Annotated in this window: 31 protein-coding genes; 19 read left to right on the top strand and 12 right to left on the bottom strand. The window is 64.6% G+C overall.

Features of this window, described 5'->3' with window-relative positions; all coding sequences use genetic code 11:
• Positions 1-22: 22 nt before the first annotated feature.
• Complete coding sequence (locus tag EI171_RS19785; RefSeq protein ID WP_025575720.1) at positions 23-436, top strand: GFA family protein; 414 nt, start codon at positions 23-25, stop codon at positions 434-436.
• A gap of 82 nt (positions 437-518) precedes the next feature.
• Here EI171_RS19785 and EI171_RS19780 read toward each other — a convergent pair whose 3' ends face one another.
• Positions 519-908: a hypothetical protein gene (locus EI171_RS19780; protein ID WP_161534460.1), complete on the bottom strand. Its 390-nt coding sequence runs from the start codon at positions 906-908 to the stop codon at positions 519-521.
• A gap of 138 nt (positions 909-1046) precedes the next feature.
• On the opposite strand from EI171_RS19780, the gene EI171_RS19775 reads away from it, so the two are divergent.
• Together EI171_RS19775 and EI171_RS19770 are read left to right on the top strand one after the other, a co-directional pair.
• Positions 1047-1568: a GNAT family N-acetyltransferase gene (locus EI171_RS19775; protein WP_161534459.1), complete on the top strand. Its 522-nt coding sequence runs from the start codon at positions 1047-1049 to the stop codon at positions 1566-1568.
• 124 nt (positions 1569-1692) lie between these two features.
• Positions 1693-1995, top strand: coding sequence for a hypothetical protein (locus EI171_RS19770; RefSeq protein WP_038967893.1), 303 nt, complete (start codon positions 1693-1695; stop codon positions 1993-1995).
• A 78-nt stretch (positions 1996-2073) separates the two neighbouring features.
• Here the strand turns inward: EI171_RS19770 and EI171_RS19765 are convergent, their stop codons facing one another.
• Together EI171_RS19765 and EI171_RS19760 are read right to left on the bottom strand one after the other, a co-directional pair.
• Positions 2074-4011, bottom strand: coding sequence for a DEAD/DEAH box helicase (locus tag EI171_RS19765; RefSeq protein WP_161537042.1), 1938 nt, complete (start codon positions 4009-4011; stop codon positions 2074-2076).
• Complete coding sequence (locus EI171_RS19760) at positions 4008-4400, bottom strand: hypothetical protein (protein WP_202633247.1); 393 nt, start codon at positions 4398-4400, stop codon at positions 4008-4010. Before EI171_RS19760 ends, EI171_RS19765 begins: the two co-directional genes overlap by 4 nt.
• On the opposite strand from EI171_RS19760, the gene EI171_RS19755 reads away from it, so the two are divergent.
• Both EI171_RS19755 and EI171_RS19750 read left to right on the top strand, forming a co-directional pair.
• Complete coding sequence (locus tag EI171_RS19755; protein ID WP_246740586.1) at positions 4393-4869, top strand: hypothetical protein; 477 nt, start codon at positions 4393-4395, stop codon at positions 4867-4869. The two genes, EI171_RS19760 and EI171_RS19755, sit on opposite strands and share 8 nt — an antisense overlap.
• 113 nt (positions 4870-4982) lie before the next feature.
• Complete coding sequence (locus tag EI171_RS19750; protein WP_161534457.1) at positions 4983-5336, top strand: cupin domain-containing protein; 354 nt, start codon at positions 4983-4985, stop codon at positions 5334-5336.
• A 23-nt stretch (positions 5337-5359) separates the two neighbouring features.
• On the opposite strand, the gene EI171_RS19745 is transcribed toward EI171_RS19750, so the two are convergent.
• Both EI171_RS19745 and EI171_RS19740 read right to left on the bottom strand, forming a co-directional pair.
• Positions 5360-5872: a hypothetical protein gene (locus tag EI171_RS19745; RefSeq protein ID WP_161534456.1), complete on the bottom strand. Its 513-nt coding sequence runs from the start codon at positions 5870-5872 to the stop codon at positions 5360-5362.
• 207 nt (positions 5873-6079) lie between these two features.
• Positions 6080-7231 (bottom strand): zinc-binding dehydrogenase, encoded by a 1152-nt coding sequence (locus tag EI171_RS19740; RefSeq protein ID WP_161534455.1) that lies wholly within the window; start codon positions 7229-7231, stop codon positions 6080-6082.
• A gap of 339 nt (positions 7232-7570) precedes the next feature.
• Between EI171_RS19740 and EI171_RS19735 the strand changes: the two genes are divergently transcribed.
• The 3 genes from EI171_RS19735 (at position 7571) to EI171_RS19725 (ending at position 10553) form a co-directional block, all read left to right on the top strand.
• Positions 7571-8812 (top strand): MFS transporter, encoded by a 1242-nt coding sequence (locus tag EI171_RS19735; RefSeq protein ID WP_271551868.1) that lies wholly within the window; start codon positions 7571-7573, stop codon positions 8810-8812.
• A gap of 175 nt (positions 8813-8987) precedes the next feature.
• Positions 8988-9599: a PilZ domain-containing protein gene (locus EI171_RS19730; protein WP_028176079.1), complete on the top strand. Its 612-nt coding sequence runs from the start codon at positions 8988-8990 to the stop codon at positions 9597-9599.
• Between the two features lie 330 nt (positions 9600-9929).
• Positions 9930-10553 carry a transglutaminase-like cysteine peptidase gene (locus EI171_RS19725; protein ID WP_038967896.1) on the top strand — a complete coding sequence of 208 codons (624 nt, stop codon included), beginning with the start codon at positions 9930-9932 and terminating at the stop codon, positions 10551-10553.
• Between the two features lie 123 nt (positions 10554-10676).
• On the opposite strand, the gene EI171_RS19720 is transcribed toward EI171_RS19725, so the two are convergent.
• Positions 10677-12032: an amidohydrolase family protein gene (locus tag EI171_RS19720; RefSeq protein WP_161534454.1), complete on the bottom strand. Its 1356-nt coding sequence runs from the start codon at positions 12030-12032 to the stop codon at positions 10677-10679.
• Between the two features lie 398 nt (positions 12033-12430).
• Between EI171_RS19720 and EI171_RS19715 the strand changes: the two genes are divergently transcribed.
• Positions 12431-12640: a hypothetical protein gene (locus EI171_RS19715; protein ID WP_028175399.1), complete on the top strand. Its 210-nt coding sequence runs from the start codon at positions 12431-12433 to the stop codon at positions 12638-12640.
• A 17-nt stretch (positions 12641-12657) separates the two neighbouring features.
• Here EI171_RS19715 and EI171_RS19710 read toward each other — a convergent pair whose 3' ends face one another.
• On the bottom strand, positions 12658-13365 hold the full coding sequence (locus tag EI171_RS19710) for a GntR family transcriptional regulator (RefSeq protein WP_161534453.1): 708 nt from the start codon (positions 13363-13365) through the stop codon (positions 12658-12660).
• Positions 13366-13635: 270 nt separating this feature from the next.
• Here EI171_RS19710 and EI171_RS19705 point away from each other — a divergent pair, with 270 nt between their 5' ends.
• The 6 genes from EI171_RS19705 to EI171_RS19680 all read left to right on the top strand — a co-directional run bounded on the left by EI171_RS19705 (position 13636) and on the right by EI171_RS19680 (position 19209).
• Positions 13636-14622 (top strand): ABC transporter ATP-binding protein, encoded by a 987-nt coding sequence (locus EI171_RS19705; RefSeq protein ID WP_161534452.1) that lies wholly within the window; start codon positions 13636-13638, stop codon positions 14620-14622.
• 42 nt (positions 14623-14664) lie between these two features.
• Positions 14665-15954 (top strand): PotD/PotF family extracellular solute-binding protein, encoded by a 1290-nt coding sequence (locus tag EI171_RS19700; protein WP_161534451.1) that lies wholly within the window; start codon positions 14665-14667, stop codon positions 15952-15954.
• A gap of 4 nt (positions 15955-15958) precedes the next feature.
• Positions 15959-16918 (top strand): ABC transporter permease, encoded by a 960-nt coding sequence (locus tag EI171_RS19695; protein WP_011088323.1) that lies wholly within the window; start codon positions 15959-15961, stop codon positions 16916-16918.
• Positions 16919-16920: 2 nt separating this feature from the next.
• Complete coding sequence (locus tag EI171_RS19690; RefSeq protein WP_011088324.1) at positions 16921-17799, top strand: ABC transporter permease; 879 nt, start codon at positions 16921-16923, stop codon at positions 17797-17799.
• A 4-nt stretch (positions 17800-17803) separates the two neighbouring features.
• Positions 17804-18535 carry an aspartate/glutamate racemase family protein gene (locus EI171_RS19685; protein WP_161534450.1) on the top strand — a complete coding sequence of 244 codons (732 nt, stop codon included), beginning with the start codon at positions 17804-17806 and terminating at the stop codon, positions 18533-18535.
• Positions 18536-18714: 179 nt separating this feature from the next.
• Entirely contained in the window at positions 18715-19209 is a 495-nt protein-coding gene (locus tag EI171_RS19680; protein WP_028175404.1) for a hypothetical protein, read from the top strand.
• 189 nt (positions 19210-19398) lie between these two features.
• Here EI171_RS19680 and EI171_RS19675 read toward each other — a convergent pair whose 3' ends face one another.
• Positions 19399-19797: a hypothetical protein gene (locus tag EI171_RS19675; RefSeq protein WP_060908083.1), complete on the bottom strand. Its 399-nt coding sequence runs from the start codon at positions 19795-19797 to the stop codon at positions 19399-19401.
• A 217-nt stretch (positions 19798-20014) separates the two neighbouring features.
• On the opposite strand from EI171_RS19675, the gene EI171_RS19670 reads away from it, so the two are divergent.
• Together EI171_RS19670 and EI171_RS44795 are read left to right on the top strand one after the other, a co-directional pair.
• On the top strand, positions 20015-20245 hold the full coding sequence (locus EI171_RS19670; RefSeq protein ID WP_161534449.1) for a hypothetical protein: 231 nt from the start codon (positions 20015-20017) through the stop codon (positions 20243-20245).
• Positions 20242-20406: a hypothetical protein gene (locus tag EI171_RS44795; RefSeq protein ID WP_202633166.1), complete on the top strand. Its 165-nt coding sequence runs from the start codon at positions 20242-20244 to the stop codon at positions 20404-20406. The genes EI171_RS19670 and EI171_RS44795 overlap by 4 nt, the downstream gene beginning before the upstream one ends.
• Positions 20407-20408: 2 nt before the next feature.
• Here EI171_RS44795 and EI171_RS19665 read toward each other — a convergent pair whose 3' ends face one another.
• Together EI171_RS19665 and EI171_RS19660 are read right to left on the bottom strand one after the other, a co-directional pair.
• Positions 20409-20939: a gamma carbonic anhydrase family protein gene (locus EI171_RS19665; protein WP_011088329.1), complete on the bottom strand. Its 531-nt coding sequence runs from the start codon at positions 20937-20939 to the stop codon at positions 20409-20411.
• An 86-nt stretch (positions 20940-21025) separates the two neighbouring features.
• Positions 21026-21355, bottom strand: coding sequence for a hypothetical protein (locus tag EI171_RS19660; RefSeq protein WP_011088330.1), 330 nt, complete (start codon positions 21353-21355; stop codon positions 21026-21028).
• Positions 21356-21577: 222 nt separating this feature from the next.
• Here EI171_RS19660 and EI171_RS19655 point away from each other — a divergent pair, with 222 nt between their 5' ends.
• Positions 21578-22285, top strand: coding sequence for a hypothetical protein (locus EI171_RS19655; protein WP_161534448.1), 708 nt, complete (start codon positions 21578-21580; stop codon positions 22283-22285).
• Between the two features lie 156 nt (positions 22286-22441).
• Positions 22442-22861 (top strand): PaaI family thioesterase, encoded by a 420-nt coding sequence (locus tag EI171_RS19650; RefSeq protein ID WP_060908084.1) that lies wholly within the window; start codon positions 22442-22444, stop codon positions 22859-22861.
• A 50-nt stretch (positions 22862-22911) separates the two neighbouring features.
• Here EI171_RS19650 and EI171_RS19645 read toward each other — a convergent pair whose 3' ends face one another.
• On the bottom strand, positions 22912-23130 hold the full coding sequence (locus EI171_RS19645; RefSeq protein ID WP_007602550.1) for a DUF3126 family protein: 219 nt from the start codon (positions 23128-23130) through the stop codon (positions 22912-22914).
• A gap of 125 nt (positions 23131-23255) precedes the next feature.
• Positions 23256-24080 carry a serine O-acetyltransferase gene (gene cysE / locus EI171_RS19640; RefSeq protein WP_028175407.1) on the bottom strand — a complete coding sequence of 275 codons (825 nt, stop codon included), beginning with the start codon at positions 24078-24080 and terminating at the stop codon, positions 23256-23258.
• Positions 24081-24320: the final 240 nt, after the last annotated feature.

Genomic DNA, 24320 nt, shown 5'->3' with positions numbered 1-24320 from the left:
GGATTTGATCTATGGGAAGAGCATGCTGACCGGAAGTTGCCTATGCGGCGCCGTTGCGTATGAAGTGGATGCGGAGCCCGCGCCCTTCGTGCATTGCCATTGCCAGACCTGCCGCAAGACGCACGGCTCGGCGTTTTCCAGCGTGATGCCGGTGCCGCGCGCGGCGTTCCGGTGGGTGCGCGGCGACGAGCTGCTCGCCGCGTTCGAGTCCTCGCCCGGCAAATTCCGCCGCTTCTGCACCCGCTGCGGCTCGCACATCATGGCGGAACGGATCGCGCAGCCGAACGTGCTGTTGCGCATGGGATGCCTGGATACGCCGGTCGCGGGCCCCGCGCGCGCTCACATCTGGCGCTCGGACGCGGCAAGCTGGTACGACCCCAAGGACGCGACGCCGGAACTGCCGGAAGCGGCCGCCAGCCCTCCCCCGGCGCGATAGAGTCCGTCGCGCGACACGCCGCCTGCGCTATCGGGCCGGACATCGCGTGCCACGGCGATCCCCGGCCCGTGCTGTCAATCGCTCACGGCATCGCCAGATGCCAGGCGCCGTTGAGGAAACCGTCGCCGGCGATGTCGCCGGGCTTGGTATCTTTGGCGAAAGTATAGAGCGGCTTGCCCTTGTAGGCCCATTGCCTGGAGCCGTCGTCGCGCGTGATGATGGTGTAGCCGTCGCCGGCGGCATCGCTGGCCTCGGCCTTCAGCACCGGCCAGTTCGTCGCACACGGACCGTTGCAGGCCGACTTGCCGTCCGCGTCCTTGTCGAAGGTGTAGAGCGTCATGCCCTTGGCGTCAGTGAGCACGCTGCCCTTGTCGGTCTTGCCGGTTTTCGTCGGCGGCGCGGCGAACGCGGCGGGAATGATTGCGAGCGACACGGCGAGCGTGAGCGCAAGGCGGATCGGGGATGTCGTCATGATCTCTCCTGTCATGCAATTGGCTTGCATGGGTAGGACGCCGCGCGAGCCGTCGTATTCCTTTGAGCGCGGCAAAGAAATTTTTCGCTGCACGCATCATTGCGCCGGAATAAACTGGAATGAGTGAGACGGACCGACATGAGCAAGCTGCATTGGCGTCCCGCGCACGCCTCCGACCTGCCCGCGATCGGCGCGATCGCAGCGCGCATCCATCCTGGTCTGCCTGAACGCCTCGAGGTGTTCGCGGAGAAGATGCGGCTCTATCCTGATGGCTGCCGTGTGCTCATAGCGGACGACGAGATCGCCGGCTACGGACTCTCGCATCCCTGGCGGCGGTCCCGGATTCCGCCGCTCGACGGATTCCTCGAACGCCTGCCCGATGACGCGGATTGCCTCTATGTGCACGACGTCGCCGTGCTGCCGGATCATCGTGGCGGCATAGCGCGTGCCTATGTCGAAACGATCGAGAACCTGGCGCGCGCGTCGGGCATCGCGACCCTCGCCCTGGTCTCGGTCTACGCCACGCGACCGCTGTGGGAACGTTTCGGCTTTCGGCCCGTTACGGCGGATGCGGAGCTGCGCGCAAAGCTCGAATCCTACGGCGCCAGCGCGACCTACATGCTCCGCGATCTCACGGAGCCGTCGAGCGCCGGCACATGAGCTCGCCGTCCGATTCCCCGCTCACGCGGGCGTGAAGCCACCGGCTCGAACCGGTTTCGATCAGATTCCGTCGAAGGTTCGTGCGAGCCGTTCCGGTCTCGCCGACCCGAGGCTGGAGAATTTCATGAGACTCTCATTGTCGAAAGTTGCTTTCATTGCATGCGTTGCGGCGACCGCGTTCACGGCGACCAGCGCCAACGCGGTGCAGTTGCGGACCTATGGCTGCGACACGGCCTTCTTCGAGGGCTGCGCCGGCTTTGTCGAAGTGCCGCAGCAGCAGGCCGGACGGCGCGTCGTTCGCCTCACTCACGATACCTCGCCGATCTACATGAAGCAGACCGACCCTCGCTACAATTCGGCTATGCGTGATGCCGGCGGCGGTGGTGGTGGCGGAGGCGGCGGCGGTGGTGGCGGCGGCGGCCGCTAAGCCCACCCGATCTTGCGGGAACGCCGCTGGTTCGTGCCAGCGGCGTTCATTCGTTCGGGCCAGGACACGCGGGGTACTTCAGCCCCGATGCTTCTTCTTTGCCTTCTTTCCGGGCGCGCCCTTCACAGGCCACGCAGTGACCGCAGGCGGCTGTCCGGCGTGGCCGGGCTTGTTCTTATGCTTCTTTTTCTTCCCGAAAGCAGAAGCATCGTCGAATTTCGGCCCGCGCTCGCCGAAAGCCTTGCTGCGCGGCTTGAATCCCGCCTCGCGCGGGCGATCGTCGCGACGTTCACGATGATCACTGTCGCCGCTCTCGCGCCGAGGCGGCTTTGACCGCTCTTCCGAAGGCGCTTGCCGCTGCGGCGCATCCGCCATCGGTTCGAGGCGGATATTATCTTCCTTGTCCGGACGCTTGATCTTGGCAGCGAAGGAGTCCGCGACCCGCTCGGAAATTTCGAACTCGGTCGTCGTGTCCATGATCTTGATGGCGCCGATGTCGCTCTTGTCGATGCCGCCACGACGGCAAATCATCGGCAACAGCCAGCGTGCCTCCGCATTCTTCCTTCGTCCGATGTTGGCCCGGAACCAGACGCTGCCCTCCGCCATGCCGTGCTTCGGCGACGATTTCCCCGATTTGGGGCGGACTCTTTCGGGGCGATCATCGCCGCCCTGGGCCCGGACATTGTCGCGACCGCGATCGTCACGCGGCCGGCCAGCCCGCTCGCCGGGATCGATGATGTCTTCGGGCGACGGGAGCCGCGCGCGATAGAGCCGCGCCAGCGCCGCGGCGATATCCTCGGGCGACCGTTCGGCCAATAGCGCCTGCGCCAGCACCAGATCGTCGGCGGTCGTCTCCTCGGTGAAGAGCACGTCCTTCATGCGCTCGTGATCGAGCTTGCGGATCTCGTCCGCCTGGGGTGCCGTTCCCCAGACCGCGTCGATGCCTGAGAGATTGAGCAGCAGCTCCGCACGCCGCCGCCGTGCGGGCGGCACCAGCAGGACACTCGTGCCCTTTCGCCCCGCACGGCCGGTACGGCCCGAGCGATGCTGCATGACTTCGGCGTCGTTGGGCAGATCGGCCTGGATGACGAGGTCGAGGCTCGGCAAGTCGATGCCGCGGGCGGCGACGTCGGTTGCCACGCAGACGCGGGCACGCCCGTCCCTAAGCGACTGGAGCGCCAGGGTCCGCTCGTTCTGCGTCAATTCGCCCGATAGCGCGACGACGGAGAAGCCGCGCTCCAGCAGTGCCGCCTGCAAATGCCGGACGGCATCGCGCGTGCTGCAGAACACCAGGGCGCTCGGCGCCTCGAAGAAGCGCAGCACGTTGACCACCGCGTGCTCGACATCGGCGGGAGCGATCCGGATCGCGCGATACTCGATATCGGCGTGACCGCCTTCGTCGCCCGCGACTTCGATCCGGAACGCCTGCTGCTGATACTGCTTGGCCAGCGCGACGATGCCGCGCGGAAAGGTCGCCGAGAACAACAGGGTGCGGCGCGTCTCCGGCGTGGTCTCGAGGATGAACTCCATGTCCTCGCGAAAGCCGAGATTGAGCATCTCGTCGGCCTCGTCGAGGACGACGGCCTTCAATTCGGAGATGTCGAGACGGCCGCGGCGCAAATGATCGCACAGCCGGCCCGGCGTGCCGACGACGATGTGCGCGCCGGCGGCCAGCTCGCGCTGCTCGCGCCGCGGATCCATGCCGCCGACACAGGAGACGACGCGCCCGTCAGCATGCTCGTACAGCCAGGCCAGTTCGCGCTGAACCTGCAAGGCAAGCTCGCGGGTCGGCGCCACGATCAGGGCGAGCGGCGCGCCCGCCCGCTCGAACCGCTCGATGCCATCAAGCAGATCCTTGGCCAGGGCCAGTCCGTAAGCGAGGGTCTTGCCGGAGCCGGTCTGGGCCGAGACCAGGAGGTCGCGGCCTGCGGCCTCCTCGGTGAGCACGGCGAGCTGAACGAGGGTCGGACGGTCGTAGTTGCGCTCGGCCAAAGCTCGGGCGAGCGGCGGACTCATGGTCGGGAATGACACGGGATAAACCTTGGTTGGTCCAGGCGCGGAACGTCGAGCCGCGCGACCTGAAGCTGCGTGCTCGGCAAATGGTCCGGCCGCACGCGTGGTGATTTGATTTGGACGCTCTTTACGCCAAGCGCGGGCAAATCACCATGCCTATGACGCATGGCTTTGGCGACATCGCGAATAAGCTTACCGGCGGTCCGACCTACTACATGCAGCGTTTCCGGGCCGTTTTGCTGCATATAGTGAGCTTTTGCTCCAAAGCGGCTGATTTTCGCGGCCGCCTCGCTTAAATTGTGCGCGATTGGACGTGCCGGGAATGCGCGCATGATCTCTTCCATCAAACGCACCTGCGGCGATTGCACGCTCTGCTGCAAGGTGATGGCCATCGAGGCGCTGGCCAAGCCCGCGAATGCCTGGTGCCGGCATTGCAAGCCCGGCCGCGGCTGCGCGATCTACGCCGAGCGGCCGGCCGAATGTGAGAACTTCGCCTGCCTGTGGCTGGTCAACGATCTCCTCGACGAGCGCTGGAAGCCGAGCCGGTCGAAGCTGGTCCTGACCACGTCCGAGGATGGCATCGAAGTCCGATCCGACCCGGGCTTTCCCGACGCCTGGCGCAAGCAGCCCTTCGCCGACGACATCCGCGCATGGGCGGTCGAAGGCGAGACCAGCAACATGACGGTGGTCGTGATCGTCGGCCAGCGCATGATCCTCGTCACGCCGGATCGCGAATTCGATCTCGGTGTCGTGGGGCCCGATGAGCGGATCGTGCGGGAGCTGGAGGGCACGAAGGTGGTGGGTGCGGCGGTGGTGAAGGAAAGCGAGATCGATACGGGGAGCGGCGCCCCGCCGACTTAGCCGGCGCCCCTTGGATCTCGCCAGCCAGGATCACGCGATTGACCGGATGCAAGTCTTGTCGCGCCCGCCACTTGATCCCAAATCGTGCCTCACGAGAGAGCAACGGGTGAAACATGACCGACAGCATATCGCTTGCCGACAAGCTCGCGACCTTTGGGGATTATTGGTCTCCGCGCACGATTACGACCTTCAACGATTGCGACGTGATGGTGGTGAAGGTGAAGGGCGAATTCACCTGGCACAAGCACGACGACACCGACGATTTCTTTCTCGTCTTGAAGGGCAATCTGGACATCGAATTGCGGGATCGCACGGTGACGCTCGGTCCGGGCCAGCTCTACGTCGTGCCCAAAGGTGTCGAGCATCGCCCGGTGGCGCGCGAGGAGGTTCACCTGATGCTGATCGAGCCGACCGGCACGCCGAACACGGGCGACAAGGCAACCGCCGCGGCGCGCAAACTCGCGTAGCGAGCAACGCGCCTGGCGCGACCTTAATCCCTGGAGGTCGCCAGTTTGCTGAAGCTGCCGACCAGCTTGGCTCTTGCGCGCGCAACAGTGTTCTTGGCCGCGCGGGCCAGGGCTCGGATGGCGCGCCAGGCTTCGGTCGCCTGCAGCCACGCCTTTGCCGCTGCGTATTTTCCGTACGTCCAGGCAAAAGCGGGAATTCGCATCAGCTTGTCGCGCGTGAGATGAAACAGGCGCTCGACCAGCACCAGCTTGAGCAATTCGCCGACAATGAAAGTCACGGCACCGCTGAGGACCTGACCGGTTGCGGCGAGGTACGCAGCAACCGGCTTGACCGGCTCCAGAAGAACGACGGGCACGGAGAACAAGGCGAGCGACGGATAAGGCGGCAGCGATTTGATCCAGGCGCGCAATCGCCTGAATTCGAAATGCCCCCCGATCCAGCGCCCAATCGGCCTCGCCACGGCCATGAAGACCGCATCCACCAGGAAGTAGATCGCAGCCAGGATGTAAGTGACAGGTTTCAGGATTTGCTTCACGGCACCTCTCCCGCGAAGTGAAAGTCGGAACTTGGGCCTAAGTTTCACCTCTGCGTGGATAGTTCGGGGATATCGGATGGAACTTTTGGGGCATCGCTCCTGCTCAGATCTCCGCGTAGCCTCCAATAGATTGCCGTCTGGGTCGCGGAAGCAGGAAATCCCCGCCAAGGCCCGGGATATCGCTTCGCTCATCCGAGCTACAGATCTTCACTCCACCAGTTCCGGCCACGGCACGATCGTCGACTTCACCGTCTTCATCGCCATCGCATCCCTCACCGCCTGCGCGACGCCCTCTTCCGTGAACGGGTAAATCGTCTGCATCTTCAGCCAGGGGTATTTGCCCGCCGTGCGGTAGAGCATGTCCACGCCGAGCGGCAGGTCGTTGCCGGTAAAGCCCCAGGAGCCGAGCACGTTGAGGTCCTTGGTGCAGATGCGATGCCATGAGGTCTCGATCGAGCCGGCATCGGTGAACTGGCCCATCTCGACATAGGTGCCGCCGTCGCGCAGCATCTCGATGCCTTCGGGGCCGGCGGTCGGATGGCCCGAGCAGTCCATCACCAGATCGGCGCCGAAGCCGCCGACGATCTCGCGCACGTGCGCGATGCGCTCTTGCGGTGACTTCAGCTCGTCGATATTCACCGTCGCCTCCGCGCCGAACTCACGCGCGAGCTTGAGCCGCGGCTCCTCCGGCGCGCCGACGCAGATCACCCGCCCTGCCCCCATCTCTTTTGCGGCCGCGACTGCGAGAATGCCGATCGGGCCGGAGCCCTGGATCACCACCGTGTCGCCCCAGGAAAAACCGCCGGCACGGCTGGCGCGGTTGAAGGCGCGGATGCAGGAAGTCAGTGGCTCCGACAGCGCGCCCAGCCGCAACGACATGTCGTCGGGCAGCTTGTAGATCTTGGTGCCCGGCAGCATGTCGAGGTCGACATAGACATATTCGGCCCAGCCGCCCCACATGTGCGGCGCCTTGTCGAAGCCGAGATAGCGGCCGTAATAGACCGGCGTCAGGCACTTGTTGGCGGTCTGCGGATAATGGATGCAGTAATAGCAGCGGCCGCACGGCATCAGCGGCGGGATCATCACCTTCGAGCCGACGGTCAGCGGCTTGCTCATGAAGTCCTCGGTGAACTCGTCGCCGCATTCGACGATGATTCCGCCGAGCTCATGTCCCAGCGTGAACGGCCAGGGCAGCGGCTTCGGCCAGTGTCCCTTGAGGATGTGCAGGTCGGTGCCGCAGACCCCGCAGGCGCCGATCTTGATCAGCGCAGCCTTGCGGCCGACCTTCGGCCACGGCACGGTGCGGATCACAGGCTCCGAGCCCGGTCCTGCGTGAATGCAGACGCGGATGTGCTCCATGGTGTGTCCTCGATGCCCGTCTGTTATGATTGATTGGCGCGGGCTGAGGCAAAGCGTATGTGAGATGCGCAGTCGTGCCAAGCGCGAGTCTCGCAGCCCGCATGAGCAAAGCGACACGCGGGAGCAGCGGTCCCGGATTTCGCCGCGCTCCATCCGGGCTACAGCGCCTGCCTGCCACAAGCTCAACCGTCACGAGGTGCGAGCCTTGCGACGCGTCTGCGTCAGGATGACGGTTGAGCTTGCGGCCGCAGTGCATGGCTGATCTTCAAGCACACCCAAGTGTCTTGAGCGGTCGGCGCCGACCGTGTAGGGACGACTTAAGTCCCACCCAGGTGCCCCTTGAACCCCCTTCCCCAAAATCCCGTGGTCGCGTCCGGCTCGTTCGCGGCGATGAAGTCCGTGCCTTATCGTCTCCAGTTCATCGCCTACGTGCTGGCGATGATGGCCGACAATATCGAGCACGTGATCAGCTACTGGGTGGTGTTCCAGAAATTCCATTCGCCGACGCTGGGGGGCTTTGCCGTGCTGTCGCACTGGCTGCCGTTCCTGCTGTTCTCCGTCGCCGTCGGCGGGCTCGCCGACCGGTTCGATCCGCGCCGCATCATCCAGTGCGGCATGCTGCTGTTCATCGTGGCATCGAGCGGCTGGGGCTTCTTCTTCATCACCGACAGCATCCAGATGTGGCACGCGATGCTGCTGCTGGTGATCCACGGCTGCGCCGGCGTGTTGTGGCAGACGCCGAACCAGCTGCTGCTCTACGACCTCGTCGGCCCCGCCGATCTGCCGAGCGCGGTGCGGCTGAACGCGATGGCGCGCTATCTCGGCATTTTGGTGGGCCCGGCGGTCGGCGGCGTCATCATGCTGACGCTCGGCACCTCGCACGGCATCATCTTCAACACGCTGTTCTACCTGCCGATGCTGATCTGGCTGTTCTGGGCGCCGGTCCGCGACAAGAGCGTCGCGGTACGGCGCTTCGCCGTGCGCGGTCTCGCCGACATCGTGCTGACGATGCGCGCCATCGGCACCCAGCCGGTGTTGACGGCGATGACGTGGCTCGCCGGCCTCACCTCCTTCATGATCGGCAACGCCTATCACGCCCAGATGCCGGGCTTTGCCGGCGATCTCGGCCATGGCGATCCCGGCGTGTCCTACAGCGTGCTGCTCGCGGCCGACGCCGCCGGCGCGCTGCTCGCCGGCATCGCGCTGGAATCCTGGGGGCGGCTGAAGGGCACGCCGCGCACCGCGATCCTGCTGGCGATGCTGTGGAGCGCCGCGCTGCTCGGCTTCGCCGCGGTGCGGATCTATCCCATCGCGATCGTGCTGCTGTTCTTTGCGGGGTTCTTCGAACTGTCCTTCAACACCATGGCGCAGGCGCTGGTGCAGCTGAACGCGCCGTCCGACATCCGCGGCCGCGTCGTCGGCCTTTATAATATGGCCGGGCTCGGGATGCGGGCCTTCAGCGGCATCACCGTCGGGCTGTTCGGCGCGGCGATCGGCATTCACTGGTCGCTCGGCCTCTCGGCCGCGGTACTGCTGGCGCTGCTGCTGTGGCTGTATCGGCGGGGGACAAGACAGGCCTGACCGGTCTCCCTCGACCCCGGTCGCGCTGACGGTGGCCGGCCTGGCGGCCGCCGATGTGGCTTTTCGCGCGTATTGCGTGCGTCCAACATCGCTGCACCCGATCCTAACGCGGCATTAACCCTATGCACCTTAGGGTCGTCCCGGACTCCGCCAGGCGGGGGGTCGGGTTGTGAAAATGGCGTTGGCGAACAAAAAATTTCTTCCGGCCGCCGAGGAACGTCGGCGTTTCCAGCGGGTCAAGGTGCACCTGCTCGGCCGCTACATGCTGCCGGACCGCCGGGAATTCCCTTGCCAGGTGATCAACATGTCGCCGGGCGGCCTCGCTTTGCTCGCCCCCGGCATCGGCAATGTCGGCGACCGCGTGGTCGCCTATCTCGACCATATCGGCCGCGTCGAGGGCAAGATCACCCGTATCATCGACAATGGCTTCGCCATGACGATCGGGGCGACGCCCAGGAAGCGCGACAAGCTCGCCGCCCAGCTCACCTGGCTCGCCAACCGCGACATCCTCAACCTGCCGGAGGATCGCCGCCACGACCGTATCGTGCCGCGCAACCCGATCGCGGTGCTGACGCTCGAGGACGGCACCAAGATGACCTGCCGCATCATCGACCTGTCGCTGTCGGGCGCGGCCATCGCCGCCGAGAACCGCCCGCCACTGAAATCGATCGTGCTGCTCGGCCGGGTCCAGGGCCGCGTGGTCCGGAACCTCGAAGACGGCTTCGCGCTGGAGTTCATGCACGAGCAGCCGATCGAGACACTCGAAGAGAGCGTTACCGCGCGGTAAAGCGAAAGCGCGCCAAAACCACTGATTTTCCAGCCTCAAAGGCGGCCTCCGCGATGCGGACGCCGCCTTTTTCGTGCGCGGGGACGGGTCTGTGCGGGTTAACGCGGGACCTGTTTGCGCCTCGGAACGGCCGTTCCGCCAGCGTTTCCGCGTTAATCGATAAAACTTGAATCAATTGCAGTCATTTCAAATTTTATTCGAATTCGATTCAAGTATAGATCGAATTCGCCGCTCATTTTACTTGCATTCGTCTCGACTTGACTTGGCTGACTTAGCGGCAACGCAAAAGCTCCGTGCGAAATGTGGTCCCAACAAGAAACGGGGGCCGCAATGTTTGATTTCAGGGGACAGGGGAAGAGGCTGGCGATCGCCGCCATGCTCTTCGGAATCAGCGCGACGGTGCAGGCCGGTGAGAACCGTCTGCTCTACGCGAGCCTTGGCGACACCACGCGTGCGCCGATCGGCTGGGTCGAGTTCTGTGCCGACAATGCCGCTCAGTGCCAGGGCGGGTCGACGCAACCGCGCGACATCGTGATGTCGCAGACCGCATGGCGCGACCTCGTCAAGGTCAATCGCTGGGTCAACGAGACCGTCAAGCCTTTGACCGACCAGGAGCACTGGGGCGTGATCGAGAAGTGGTCGCTGCCATCGGACGGTTACGGCGACTGTGAAGACTACGTGCTGTTGAAGCGCAAGATGCTGATGGATGCCGGCTGGCCTCGCGAGGCGCTGCTCATCACCGTCGTGCGCGACAAGAAGGGCGAAGGGCACGCGGTGCTGACGGTGAAGACCGACAAGGGCGAGTTCGTTCTCGACAATCAGAACGAGAACGTCGTTGCCTGGACGGAGACCGGCTACCGCTTCGTCAAGCGCCAGTCGCAGAGCGATCCCAATGTCTGGGTCTCGCTCGGCGATACCCGGCCGGCGGTCTCCACCGCCAGCGCCAGGGACTAGCAGTCAGGAACAAGCGAGTTACGCGACCCGGTCACATCCCCACCCCTCCCCGTCCCAGACCGGTTCGCGCGCGGCCAGCCATCCCCCAATGGCTGGCCGCAACTTTCTTGGGAAACACGGTTTTCAGCGCGGAACGATATTCTTGTAGACCTTGCCGCCCTTCATGATCACGACGAAATTCTTCGCGGGATCTTCAACGAGGGTGATGTTGTCGAGCGGATTGCCGTCGACCAGGAGGAGATCGGCGAGCGCGCCCTCCTCGACCACGCCGAGCTTGCCGGGATAGGGGTTGCGCGGACCGGACAGGCTCAGCAATTCGGCATTGGCCGACGTCGCCATGGCCAGCGCTTCGGCCGGCGTGTACCAGCGCGTCAGTGCGGCCAGCATTGAGCCCTGTCTGTCCGCCAATGCCTTCGAGAACAGGACGTCGGTGCCGAACGCGGTCTTGATGCCGTACTTTTTCGCCAGCGCATAGACGCGGTCGGTGCCGGTGACCACCTGCCGCATCTTGTCCTGCTCCGCAGGTCCGAGCGCGGCAGCCATGGACATATCCAGGAACGGCTGGGTGCTGAGCCAGATGCCCTTCTCCGCGATCAGCTTCGCGCTCGCCTCGTCCATGAGATGACCGTGCTCGATGCATCTCACGCCGGCTGCGATCGAGCGCTGGATCGCGACCGGCGTATAGGCGTGCGTGGCGACATAGGTGCCCCAATTGTCGGCGGCTTCGACCGCCGCGCGCAGCTCCGGCTCGGTGAAGGTGGAGACGTCGAGCGGACTGAAGGGCGACGCGACGCCGCCGCCCGCCGTGAGCTTGACCTGCGAGGCGCCCTGCATGAGCTGCTCGCGCGCCCGGACGCGCACCTCGTCGGGACTGTCGGCGACCATGCTGCCGCCGACCTGCTCCATGCGGCTGAGCATGCCGCCGATCGTTCGCGGCAGGTCGGAGAGCTGCCGGAAGTCGCCATGACCGCTGGTGATGGTGATGATGGCACCGGAGGGATAGATGCGCGGACCGACGACGAGGTCCTCGTCGATCGCCCGCTTGAGGCCGAAGCTCGGCCCGCCCATGTCACGCACCGTGGTGAAGCCGCGCATGAGCGTCGCGGTCGCCTCGCTCGCGGCGAGCAGATTGTTGTAGCCGACGTCGCCGAGGGCTGCGGCCGGCGTCGGACGGACCAGCATCGCGTGCCAATGCGCGTCGATCAGCCCCGGCATCAGCACCCGGCCGCCGCCGTCGATTGCCTGGGCGTCAGCCGTGATGTTCGCGGTCGATATCTTCTCGATCTTCGTGTTCCTGACGAGAACATTGGACGCGGCGGAGAGCGCACCGCTCTTTCCGTCGAATATCCGGACGTTGCGGAACAGAACGGCGGAGTCCTGTTGGGCCCGCGTTTGCGACGAGAGACAGAGGCTCGTTCCAACCGACATGAGCAGTGCGGCGACTCTGAAGAGTCCGGCCGGCGTGGTCAAATTCCGCATATCCAATCTCCACGCAGATACGCCGCTGCGCAGTTCTGGCCGCAAGTTGCCGGAGCGAAAATCAGCCAGCCGCGCGGTGTGCGATGTTATCTGCGGATTGATGCCCGCAAACCGCATCGAGTCAATTTGCAACCACAGGAGATTATGCAAATCAGCCATACGACGCGATGAGCGACCTGCCCGGCGTCAAGCTCTACAGACAATGGGTAAGCGCGACTGCCGCACATGCGTCGAACTCAAATCAAAACGCGAATATCCGACCAGGCGCGTGATCAACGACAGATTGCAACGTCTTCGCTCAGGAGTACGATCCTGCGCGATCTACGCGACTGCGGGCACTTGGCAGGGGGATTTTTGGCAGAGGGGATTTTGCAGCATCTCAAATGACGAGGCGTAACATGGTGACACAAACGAGTGACGGACACGTCCTGCTGGTCAAGAAGCTCGGCGGACTCTTCGCAATCATCATCGGATGCCTGCTGACCGCGGTCGGCGTGACCTTTGAATCCAGCGGCACGACTTTCGTCGGCGTCCTCTTCCTGGTGCTTGGCGCTGGTTTGCTCGTGCTGAAGATCGTCAGGCGAAACGAAGGATCTTCTCTGCCATAGAAGACCGTGCGGCTCGCTTAGGTGCCCAGCACATCCGCGAGCCGCGTCTCGTCGGCGGCGGGATCCTTCAGGAACAGCTCGGCTTCGATCTCGTTCAGATGCGACAGCATCTGCGCGCGGGCGGCCTGCTTGTCGCGCTTGCGGATCGCCGCGACGATCCCGGCGTGGTGATCGGTGCCGCAGGCCGGCGTGTCGTGGCGGCGATAGAGCAGGATGATCAGCGAGGAGCGCGCGATCAGCTCCTTGAGGAAGCCGAGATAGATGCTGTGGCCACTCATCTCGGCGACGAGCTTGTGAAATTCGCCGGAGAGGCGGACCGAGGCGCGCGCGTCACCGCGCAGCTCCGCCTCGCGCTCTTCAGCGAGATGTCGGCCGAGGCGCTCGAGCCAGGCCGGCGACGCCGCCTCACACGCGTGGTCGACGATAGTGGGCTCGATCAGGCGGCGCGCCTCGAACACTTCGCGCGCGTCGGCGGGCGTCGGGCGCGCGACGAAGGCGCCGCGGTTCTTCTCGATGTTGACGATGCCCTCATGCGCGAGCTGCTGGAGCGCGGTGCGGACCAGCGTGCGGCTCGCGCCGTAGATCTCGCCGATCTCGTCCTCGCCGAGCTTCGTGCCCGGCAGCAGACGATGCTCGAGGATCGCCGCGGTCACGCCCTCCCGGATACGGCTGACACGGTCGCTCGCGTCTGGCGCATCGGATTTCTGGCGGGTCTTGGCGGCCATCGGTTCGAGGGGGTTGGGTTTGAGGGCTCGATCGGCGACGTTCGGCCTCGAATGTTAGTCGACCAGCTGTATCCAATCACAGGCGAAACTTTATACAATCCGAGCACATTTTGTGTGCATATTACTGCCCACCCGGCAAGCCGCGTCGCAGCGCCGGATTCGATCTAACGACCTGACTCCACTGCACAGTTTTGGAATTCGGCAGTCTCCGGGCGGTTGGCACGGACCTTGCGGAGAAAGCCGGAGCATCGCCCTCCCAGCGGACACGCCATGGCCACTCCTGCCGCTCTCGAACTGGTCGCCGTCACCAAGCGCTACGACACGACGCTGGCGGTCGACGACGTCAACCTCAAGATCCCGGCCGGCACCTATTGCTGCCTGCTCGGCCCCTCCGGCTGCGGCAAGACCTCGACCCTGCGCATGATCGCAGGCCATGAGGCAGTCAGCGAGGGCGACATCATCCTTGGTGCGCAGAACGTCACCGACCTCGAGCCCGCCAAGCGCGGCACCGCGATGATGTTCCAGTCCTACGCGCTGTTTCCGCATCTGACCGTGCTCGACAACGTGGCATTCGCCCTGAAAATGCGCGGGATCGACCGGGCGACGCGGCACAAGCGTGCCGGCGAACTGCTCGAGCTGGTGGCCATGACCCCCTATGCGGCCCGGCTGCCGGCGCAACTCTCCGGCGGCCAGCAGCAACGTGTCGCGCTCGCCCGCGCACTGATCACCGAGCCGCAGATCCTGTTGCTCGACGAGCCGCTCTCCGCGCTCGACCCGTTCCTGCGCGTCAAGATGCGCGGTGAGCTGAAGCGGCTGCAGCGCGAGCTCGGCATCAGCTTCATCCAGGTCACCCACGGCCAGGAAGAGGCGATGGCGCTCGCCGACCACATCGTGGTGATGAACCACGGCAAGATCGAGCAGCAGGGCACCGCCCGCGACATCTTCCACCATCCCCGCACCGAATTCGTGGCCCGCTTCATCGGCGGCCACAACGTCCTCAGCGACGCCGGCAACCTCATCGCCGTGCGCGCCGATCAGCTCGGCATCGTGCCGTTCGCCGACGGCGCGTTCGGCGCGCCGGCGCTGCTGACCCAAACCGAGTACCAGGGCTCCTACATCGCCGTCTCGCTCACGCTCGACGACGGCACCGCCCTATTCTCCCACCTCCCCGAGGCCGCCTTCGACGTTCACCCGTTCCGTCCGGGCGATCGGGTGCTGGCCACCTGGGATCCCGCCAAGGCGCAGCGCCTGCAATAGCGCCGATCGATCACTGGAATGCGCAACAGAGGAGTGACTGATATGACCGAGACCACCAGGACAAAGGGCGTCAGCCGCCGCACGCTGCTCAAGGGCACCGCGAGTCTCGCGGGCCTCGCCGCCGGCTCCGGCGCCATCACCGGCTTTCCCTATGTGAAGTCGGCCGATGCGAAGGTGCTGCGCTATCTCGGCACCGCCGTGAACGAGGGCGACGACATCTCCAAGCAGTGCCTGAAAGACACCGGCATCAAGATCGAATACATCACCGCGACCACTGACGACGTCACCAAGCGCGTGATGACCCAGCCGAACTCCTTCGACGTGCTGGACACCGAATATTTCTCGCTGAAGAAGCTGGTGCCGTCCGGCAACATCCTTGCCCTCGACGCCAAGAAGATCAAGGAGTTCGACAACATCACGCCGGTCTTCACCAAGGGCGAGACGCCCGGCGGCAAGAAGATCGGCAACCAGGGCACCGCGCCCTGGAAGGTGCTCTATCTCGAAGGCAAGGACTCCAAGACCTTCTCCAAGACCGCGACCGAATTCGTCACGCTGATCCCGACCGTGTACAACGCCGACACGCTCGGCATCCGTCCCGACCTGATCAAGCGGCCGATCAGCTCGTGGTCCGAGCTGCTCAACCCCGAATTCAAGGGCAAGGCCTCGATCCTCAACATCCCCTCGATCGGCATCATGGACGCCGCGATGGTCGTCGAAGCCACCGGCAAGTACAAATATGCCGACAAGGGCAACATGACCAAGGAAGAGATCGATCTCACCATGAAGGTGATGACCGAAGCGAAGAAGGCCGGCCAGTTCCGCGCCTTCTGGAAGGACTTCAACGAGAGCGTCAATTTGATGGCCTCGGGTGAAACCGTGATCCAGTCGATGTGGTCGCCGGCAGTCACGAAGGTGCGCTCGATGGGCATCCCCTGCACCTTCCAGCCGCTCAAGGAGGGCTATCGCTCCTGGGCCTCGGGCTTCTGCGTCTCCAAGGGCGTGTCGGGCGCCAAGCTCGAATGGGCCTACGAGTTCGTGAACTGGTTCCTGTCCGGCTATGCCGGCGCCTATCTCAACCGCCAGGGCTACTACTCCGCCGTGCTCTCCACCGCGAAGGCGCATATGGAGCCCTACGAGTGGGCCTACTGGATGGAAGGCAAGCCGGCCGAGAAGGACATCAAGGCGCCCGACGGCTCGCTGCTGGAGAAAGCCGGCGCGGTGCGCGACGGCGGCTCCTACGAGGACCGCATGGGCGGCGTCGCCTGCTGGAACGCGGTGATGGACGAGAACGACTACATGGTCCGCAAGTGGAACGAGTTCATCGCGGCGTAATTTGATGGACACGTCAGAGGACATCCTGCAACAGGCGTCCCCGGGATTGATCCCGGGGTCGGGCACAGCGCGCGCCGCAAAGCCGACGCGCCTGTCGCCGTCCTTCATCTCCTGGCTCCAGGCCGGGCCGATGATGCTGGTGTTCCTCGCCTTCTTCCTGATCCCGCTGGTATTCGTCGTCATCGTCTCGTTCTGGGACTACAACGAATACCAGCTGCTGCCGGCCTTCTCGGGCCGCGGCTACACCGACACGTTCGAAGGCTGCATCGCGCAGCTCCCCGATCTCTGCACGATCGGCAAGACCTATCTGATGACACTGAAGCTGTGCTTCCTGGTCTGGGCGATCACGCTGTTCATCGGCTTCTGGGTCGCCTATTTCCTCGCCTTCCACATCAAGTCCAAGACCTGGCAGATGGGATTGTCGCTGCTCTGCACGATCCCGTTCTGGACCTCCAACGTGATCCGCATGATCGCGTGGATTCCGCTGCTCGGCCGCAACGGCCTCGTCAATTCCGGCCTCGTCAAGACAGGTCTCATCAACCAGCCGCTGGAATGGCTGTTGTTCTCCGAGTTCTCGGTCGTGCTGGCACTGGTGCACCTCTTCACCTTCTTCATGGTGGTTCCGATCTTCAATTCGATGGTGCGCATCGACAAGTCGCTGATCGAGGCCGCCTATGACGCCGGCGCCACCGGCTTCCAGACGCTCGTGAACGTCGTCATTCCGCTCGCCAAGCCCGGCATCGTGATCGGCTCGATCTTCGTCATCACCATCGTGATGGGCGATTTCATCACCATCGGCGTGATGGGCGGCCAGCAGATTGCGGCGGCCGGGAAGATCATCGAGACGCGGGTGAACGCGCTGCAGTTCCCCGCGGCAGCGGCCAACGCCGTCATCCTGCTCGCGATCACCTTCCTGATCATCACCATGATGTCGCGCATCGTCGACATCAAGAAGGAGCTCTGAGCATGAAGGAAGGACGCCCGCGCTCTTTCTACGTGCTCGCGATCTTCTTCGCGGCCTATGTGCTGTTTCTCTACGGCCCGATGATCGCGATCTACGTGCTGTCGTTCCAGGGGCCGCAGGGCGGCCTCACCTTCCCGATGAACGGGGTGTCGACCTTCTGGATCGCGAAATTATTCCAGGGCACCGGCATCGTCGATCTCGGCGCGGCTTTCCGCCGCTCACTGCTGCTCGGTCTCATCGTGATGATCGTCACCGTCGTGCTGTCCGTCGCAGCCGGTATGGCCTTCCGCCGCAGGTTCAAGGCGCAAAGCATCCTGTTCTACTCGGCGATCGCGAGCCTCATCGTCCCCTCGATCATCACCTCGCTCGGCATCTCGCTTGAATTCCGCATCATCGACGATCTGATCAAGGCGCATTGGAACGAGAATTTCGAGACCTCGATGGGCCTGCTCACCTCCGGGCTCGGCGCGCATCTGACCTGGACGCTGCCGTTCGGGCTGCTCATCATGTTCGCGATCTTCAACCGCTTCGACCCCAGGCTCGAGGAAGCAGCGCGCGATCTCGGTGCGACGCCGTGGCAGGCGTTCCGTCATGTCGTGCTGCCGATCATCCTGCCCTCCGTGATCGGCATTGGCCTGTTCGGCTTCACGCTGTCCTGGGACGAGCTCGCGCGCTCCAGCCAGGCGATCGGGGCGGTGAACACTCTGCCGCTCGATCTCCAGGGCCTCACCACCACCGTGACGAACCCCGACATCTACGCGCTCGGCACCGTGATCTCCGCCGTCTCGTTCACGGTGATCACGCTTGCGCTCGGCACCATCCACGTGCTGAACAAGCGGCAGGCGGCCAAGGGCTCGGACGCCGGCAAGGGGCTGGTCTGATCCGATGCGACTTCACGTCGTCAATCCCAACACCACCGCGTCGATGACGGCGAAGATCGCCGCTGCGGCACGCAGCGTCGCCCTGCCCGGCACCGAGATCGATGCGCGCCAGCCGACGATGGGCCCGGTCTCGATCGAGGGCTTTTACGACGAGGCCTTCGCCGTGCCCGGCATGCTCGGCTGCATCCGCGAGGCCGACCGAGACGGCGCGGACGCGCACATCATCGCCTGTTTCGACGACACCGGCCTCGACGCGGCACGCGCGGTGGCGAAGGCGCCGGTGATCGGCATCGGCGAAGCGGGCTTTCACATGGCGAGCCTGATCGCGGCGCGCTTTGCCGTGGTAACGACGCTCGGTGTCTCCATCGTGCCGATCGAGGACAATCTGACGAAGTACGGTCTCGCCGGGCGCTGCGCCCGCGTCCGCGCCGCCGAGGTGCCGGTACTCGCGCTCGAAGAGCGCAATGCCGATGCGCTCGCAAAGATCACCGCGGAGATCACGGCCGCGATCCGCGACGACCGTGCGGAGGCTGTCGTGCTCGGCTGCGCCGGCATGGCGGATCTCGCCGCTGAGCTCGCCGCGACGCACGGCCTGCCCGTGGTCGACGGCGTCGCCGCCGCCGTGACGTTGGCGGAAGCGCTGGTGCGACTCGGCCTGAAGACGTCCCGGCTCGGGCCCTACGCTGCGCCACGATCGAAGACCTATTCCGGGCCGTTTTCGCCGTTTCAGCCCTGATCGCTGCTTCCGGCGGGGGCCTTAGGAGGTCTCAAGGCCAGAAGATCGCTGGTTTTTTCGCCCTCAGCCTCTTTTTGGTCCCATTTGTTGCCGAACTGTTACGTTTTCGGGACATCCCGGCGGCCCTTGGGCTGCCGGTCTTCGCCACTCACCAAGTTTCAATTTGGGTTTTGTCAGCGATGATCGATCTCGCACAGGACACACCGTCCAACCCCCTGCTTCGCCTCGGCGCCCAGCCCATCGCGCTGACCGCCGCCGCCCTTCTCCTGTTGATCGCCGGTGTGACTTCGATCGCGATCTGGCGCGCCTATACCGGCGCTGCGCCGGAGGCCGACCGGGTGGTCGCGTCACGGCAGCTCCAGGCCCGCACCGCCCAGGCCTCCGAGCAGCTGGTCGAGAAGACCAAGGGGCTGGAGGCAACCCAGCAGGAATCGATCGACCAGCTCCAGGTCGTGCAGGACCAGCTCCAGACCGTGAAGCGGCTGCTCGCAGCTCAACAGGCCGATACCAAGCGCCTGTCGGAGCAGGTGGCGACCCTGAACGAGTCCATCGACGGCCTGCGCCAGTCCTTTGCCAGCGCCCGGGCCACCGAGGCCGAAACGCCGTCGGTTACCCGCAGGAAACCGGCACGCCACCGCGTCCATGCCAGCGCGCGCAAGCGCTCGCGCGGCTGAGCGGATCACGGCCTGCGGGTTTAATTTTCTCCACTTGTGAACTGGATCACATTTGCCCGTATGATTCCACGCCATGCTCTCCGCTACCGGATGGCGTGAGCCGATTTCAATATCCGGGGCTGGCAAGGTCGTTGACGGTATACTGCGTCAACGACCTTGTTTTTTAGCAGGCTGGCAGGTCTTCCCGCCTCACTCGCAGACGTCGACGCGCCGGTATCGCCATCCCGAAGGCGTCATCACGCGCTTGCGCACGACATAGCAGCCGCCATAGCCGCCGTTATCGTAGCCGGTACCATAATAATACGGGTCGCCGTAATAGGGGTAGCCATAGCCGTAATAGCCGCCGTAGTAGCCGGCACCGGCAATGCCCGCGCCGATGGCGAGGCCGGGCCAGAAGCCGCCGCCGTGCCAATGGCCGCCATGGCCCCATCCGCCACCGCCATGGCCCCAGCCGCCACCACCGTGGCCCCAGCCGCCGCCATGGCCCCAGCCGCCATGTCCAAAACCGCCGCCCGCCTGGGCCGCCTGCGGCGCCGAGAGCCCGACCGCCGCGACGGTCAGCGCCGCCATCATCATCTTCCGTAGCATTTACTCGATCCTCCGCGTGGACACGCTCCACGCTTCAACGCAGGATCAAGCTAATGCTATCGGGGCACTCGTGACAGCCATCCTGACTCACTTCCGCGCGAGCATCAGCAGCCGCGGCAGATGCTCTTCATCTTCTTGTCGAGCAGACGGTCCGGACCAAGACCGTTCCGGAACAAATGCCGTCACATCAGCTTGAAACGAGGAGGCAGGCACGATCATGCGCAAACTGATCGCGTTCGACGAGGACACGTTCGACAAGCTCAAGCAGCTGGGACGCGACCGGATGGCGACGTTCCAAGAGCTTGCGGATGAAGCCTTCGCCGACCTGCTGAAGAAGCATGGGATCCCCATCGATCTCCGGGACGCGTTGCGCAAGAGCGCCAGGCTCGGCGCCGAACCGGACAAGCCGGCCGCGCGTCCGAAGTCCGGAAAGGCCAAATCACAATGACCGATCGCGATCCATTTGCAGAAGGCGAGCGCGCCGCGCGCGACAACATCCCGGCCGAGGCCAATCCCTACTCGGACGGCAGCAACGAACATGCGCTCTGGGCTGCGGGGCACGAGAAGGGCGCAGGCGCGATGGAAGCGCGCGAGTCAGAAGGAAGCTGAATTCACCCGATCCGCTTCAGGCCCTTCGTGAAGCGAGGTCCGTTGGCGACGTAGAACTTCGCCGCGCTTCCCATCCTCTGCACCTGGGCATCGTCGAGCGTGCGCATCACGCGCGCGGGCGAGCCGATGATCAGGGAGCGTTCGGGAAACTCCTTGCCCTCAGTGATGACGGAACCGGCGCCGACGATGCTGTTGCGGCCGATCTTCGCGCCGTTCATCACGATCGAACCCATGCCGATCAGCGCACCCTCCTCGATCGTGCAGCCGTGCAGGATGACGTTGTGGCCGACGGTGCAGTTCTTGCCGATGACAAGCGGAAAGCCGAGATCGGTGTGGCAGGTCGAGCCGTCCTGCACGTTGGCGCCCTCGCCGATCTCGATCCATTCATTGTCGCCGCGCAGCACCGCGCCGAACCAGACGCTCGCCCCCGGCTTCAGGCGCACGCGGCCGATCACGGTTGCGGTCTCCGCGATGAAATAGTTGCCGTCGGCGGGAAGATCGGGCGCCTGCCCGTCGAGCTCGTAGATCGCCATGGAGGTCTCCTGTCACGCTGAGACTGGCATAGCGAAACGGCGGCGCGGAGGCAAAGGGCCACCCGCACCGGCAGCCCTGCAAAGCGTCAGCCCAGGACGCCGGTCGCCCGCAGCGTCATCAGGAAGAAGGTGCCGCTCATCATGCTCCAGAAGCCGGCGATGACGGTCGCCATCATCACGAATTCGAGGCGACGGCTTTCCAGCCGCATGCCGCGCAGCGTGTTGCGCATGATGATGAAGGGTGCGGCGAACACCAGGAACGGCACCGCCGCGAAGGTCTTCGGGGCCACGCCATCCTGCAACAGGCCGAAGCCGGCGGGCCGCTGCGCGACCGCCTGGTATCCGTTCACGAGCGCGCCAGCGAGCGCGAAACCGATGCCAATCGAGAAGAAGGAATTGAGAGCTTCAGGTGTCATCGGAACGGTCCGCCCTTACGCAACGCCGGAGCTTTCCTGTGACAAATAGTGCCGGTTAACGCTACATTATCCTTAAGGGAAGGTTAACGCCGCCGGCCATCCGGCGCAGGGCCCTCCCCCTTTCCCCGCAGCCGGGGAACGCTCCGCGAAATCGCCGCCGCATGGCATATTCGCCGCTGATTCGTCGGCCATCGGCCGACCACGGGCCCACGCGCGCTAGTCATGACGGTGTTTTCGGCAGCCTCCCCTCGGTCCCCCCGGACGCGCACCCGGGCGCATATCGTCCCGATCGTGCTCGGCGGCGCGGCGGCGGTGTGCGCCGTCGCGCTCGTCGCCTATCTGTTGTGGCCGACCTGGGGCACCAGCGGCGCCAACGCTCCCGACAAGCTGCCGGTGAGCGTCGGCGGCACGCTGTTCAACCTGCCGACGACGGCGATCCGGATGAAGATCCAGCGTCACTCGGGGCCGCAGGAGCGCATCGATCTCGACTTCCTCTATCCCTCGCTGGAGCCGCCCGGCACGCCGAAGCACGTCACCGCCGACACGGTGGATGCGGCATTGCTGCCGATCGACCGCATCTTCCTGTCGATCGCGGCCCATCACGATGCGCTCTCGCCCGAGCAGCGGACCACCACGATCTATCCGCGCTATCTCGAGCCGGGCGCGACGATGCCCGAGGACGGGCTGACGATGCGCATGTTCCGCGCCGACACACCTTACGGCAGCGAGGATCTCTATTCCGCCGCAAGCCCCGCGCTGACCGCACGCTGCACGCGCGATGCGGCGACCCCGGGCATGTGCCTCTCCGAGCGCCGCGTCGGCGGCGCCGACCTCACCTTCCGCTTTCCGCGCAGCTGGCTGTCGCAATGGCGCGATGCGGCGGAGGCGATGGACCGGCTGACGGCGCAGTTGCGCGGACCGCGCGGCTGAGCGCGGCCTCTACGCCGCCGGCAAGATCGGCTTGCAGAGATGGGCTGTAGCCTCCCGACGAAGAAAATCGAAAACAACCCCATGCACAGTAGCCAAGCCATGGCGCCGCTTCGCATTTTTCGAAGTCGCGCTTGACCCGTCGGGCAAGACAGGGGCATGATGTCAGCATGGGGTAACCGATTGAACGATGCGGCCACACATCTCCCACCCGGTGCCCAGCTGCTGGGGCGCGAATGGCTCGGCTTCGACGAGAGCGGGCATGCGCTGATCCGCTTCCAGGCTCAGCCCGCATTCACCAACAGGCATGGGACCATCCAGGGCGGATTCCTTGCGGCGATGCTGGACTCCGCCACCGGGATCTGCGCGCTCGCAGCGCTATCCCCTGACCAGACTGTGATCACGCGGAGCCTGGACACACGCTTCCTGAAGCCCGCAACGGTCGGACCGATCACGGCGCGGGCACGGGTCATCGAGCGGACGGAGCGCGACATGGTCGTGCAAGCCGACCTCGTCGATGCAGAGGACATCACTGTCGCTGATGCCACGGCGCGGCTGCGCATTCTTGCAAGGAAATAGAATGAGGGGTCGCGGTGTGCGCGGCCCCATTGAGCGACACGATCGCCGCGCTATTCCTGATCGACGAGATCGTCCTCGAGGATCGCCATCTGAAACTGGAACGAGCGATCGTCGTCCTCGTCGTCGACGAACAGCACGCCGATGAACTCCTCGCCGATATAGACTTCGGCGGAATCGTCCTTCTTCGGCCGCGGCACGACGCGGATCTTGGGATTGCCGAATACGCGTTTCAGATACGCGTCGAGCTTCCTTACTTCCTTGACGTCCACGGCAAGTCTCCAATCGAAATCTGGGTTGGCGGGGTTTTAGGCCGAGACGCGACGAACCGCCAGCATGAATTGCCAAAGAATTTGGGGACGGACAGGGCCGGAGAATCCGGCCCCTCTTCTTGAACTCAAAGCCCCATCGCGTTGATCATCTGATCCATGGTGCGCGACGGCTCGGCGCAGCCGGCCTCGCCGACGATCTTGGCGGGCACGCCCGCGACCGTGACGTTGTGCGGCACGGGCTTGACCACGACCGAGCCCGCCGCGATGCGCGCGCAATGGCCGATCTCGATGTTGCCGAGGATTTTCGCGCCGGCGCCGATCAGCACGCCATGGCGAATCTTCGGATGACGGTCCTCGTTCTCCTTGCCGGTGCCGCCGAGCGTGACGCCGTGCAGGATCGAGACGTCGTCCTCGATCACCGCCGTCTCGCCGCAGACGAACCCGGTGGCATGGTCGAGGAAGATGCCGCGGCCGATGCGCGCGGCGGGATTGATGTCGGTCTGGAACACCGCAGAGGCGCGGCTCTGGAGATAATACGCGAAATCCTTGCGGCCCTTCAGCCAGAGCCAGTGCGCAAGGCGATGGGTCTGGATCGCGTGGAAGCCCTTGAAGTAGAGCAACGGATCGATGAAGCGGGAGGTCGCGGGATCGCGATCGTAGACGGCGACGAGATCGGCGCGGAAGGCGTTGCCGAGATCGGGATCGTCGCGCAGCGCCTCGTCATAGGTCTGGCGCACGAGATCGCCCGACAGCGCGGAATGATCGAGCCGGTCGGCGAGACGATGGATCACCGAATCCTCGAGACGGCTGTGATGCAGCACCGTCGAATAGATGAAGGTCGCAAGCTCCGGCTCGCGATGGACGATGTCCTCCGCTTCGCTCCGGATCCGGTCCCAGATCGGATCGAGGGATGCGAGCTTTCCTCCCGGATTGACCTGATGCACTGCCATGGGATCTGCTCTTTCGAATGGGCTCGTTTTGTTGGTTCTATAGCACAGTCTAGGCGACAAAGTCCTGACGGGCTTGCCTGAGAGTGAACAGCACCTTGCCCCGCGAAAGCCGCCAACGCGTTGAAACACAACAATTTCTTCTGACGCCCCCAGGCGGCAAGGTCGGCTAAAAGTGGTCAGGGTTTTGCCAAATTCAAGCCGGGCAGCGTCAAACTATTGGTGAATTCGCTCCCACCCCTT

The sequence above is a fragment of the Bradyrhizobium sp. LCT2 genome (assembly GCF_009931255.1).
Classification (GTDB): domain Bacteria; phylum Pseudomonadota; class Alphaproteobacteria; order Rhizobiales; family Xanthobacteraceae; genus Bradyrhizobium; species Bradyrhizobium diazoefficiens.
Note: the sequence above shows the minus strand (reverse complement) of the source record. Positions and strands in the feature narration are given on the sequence as shown.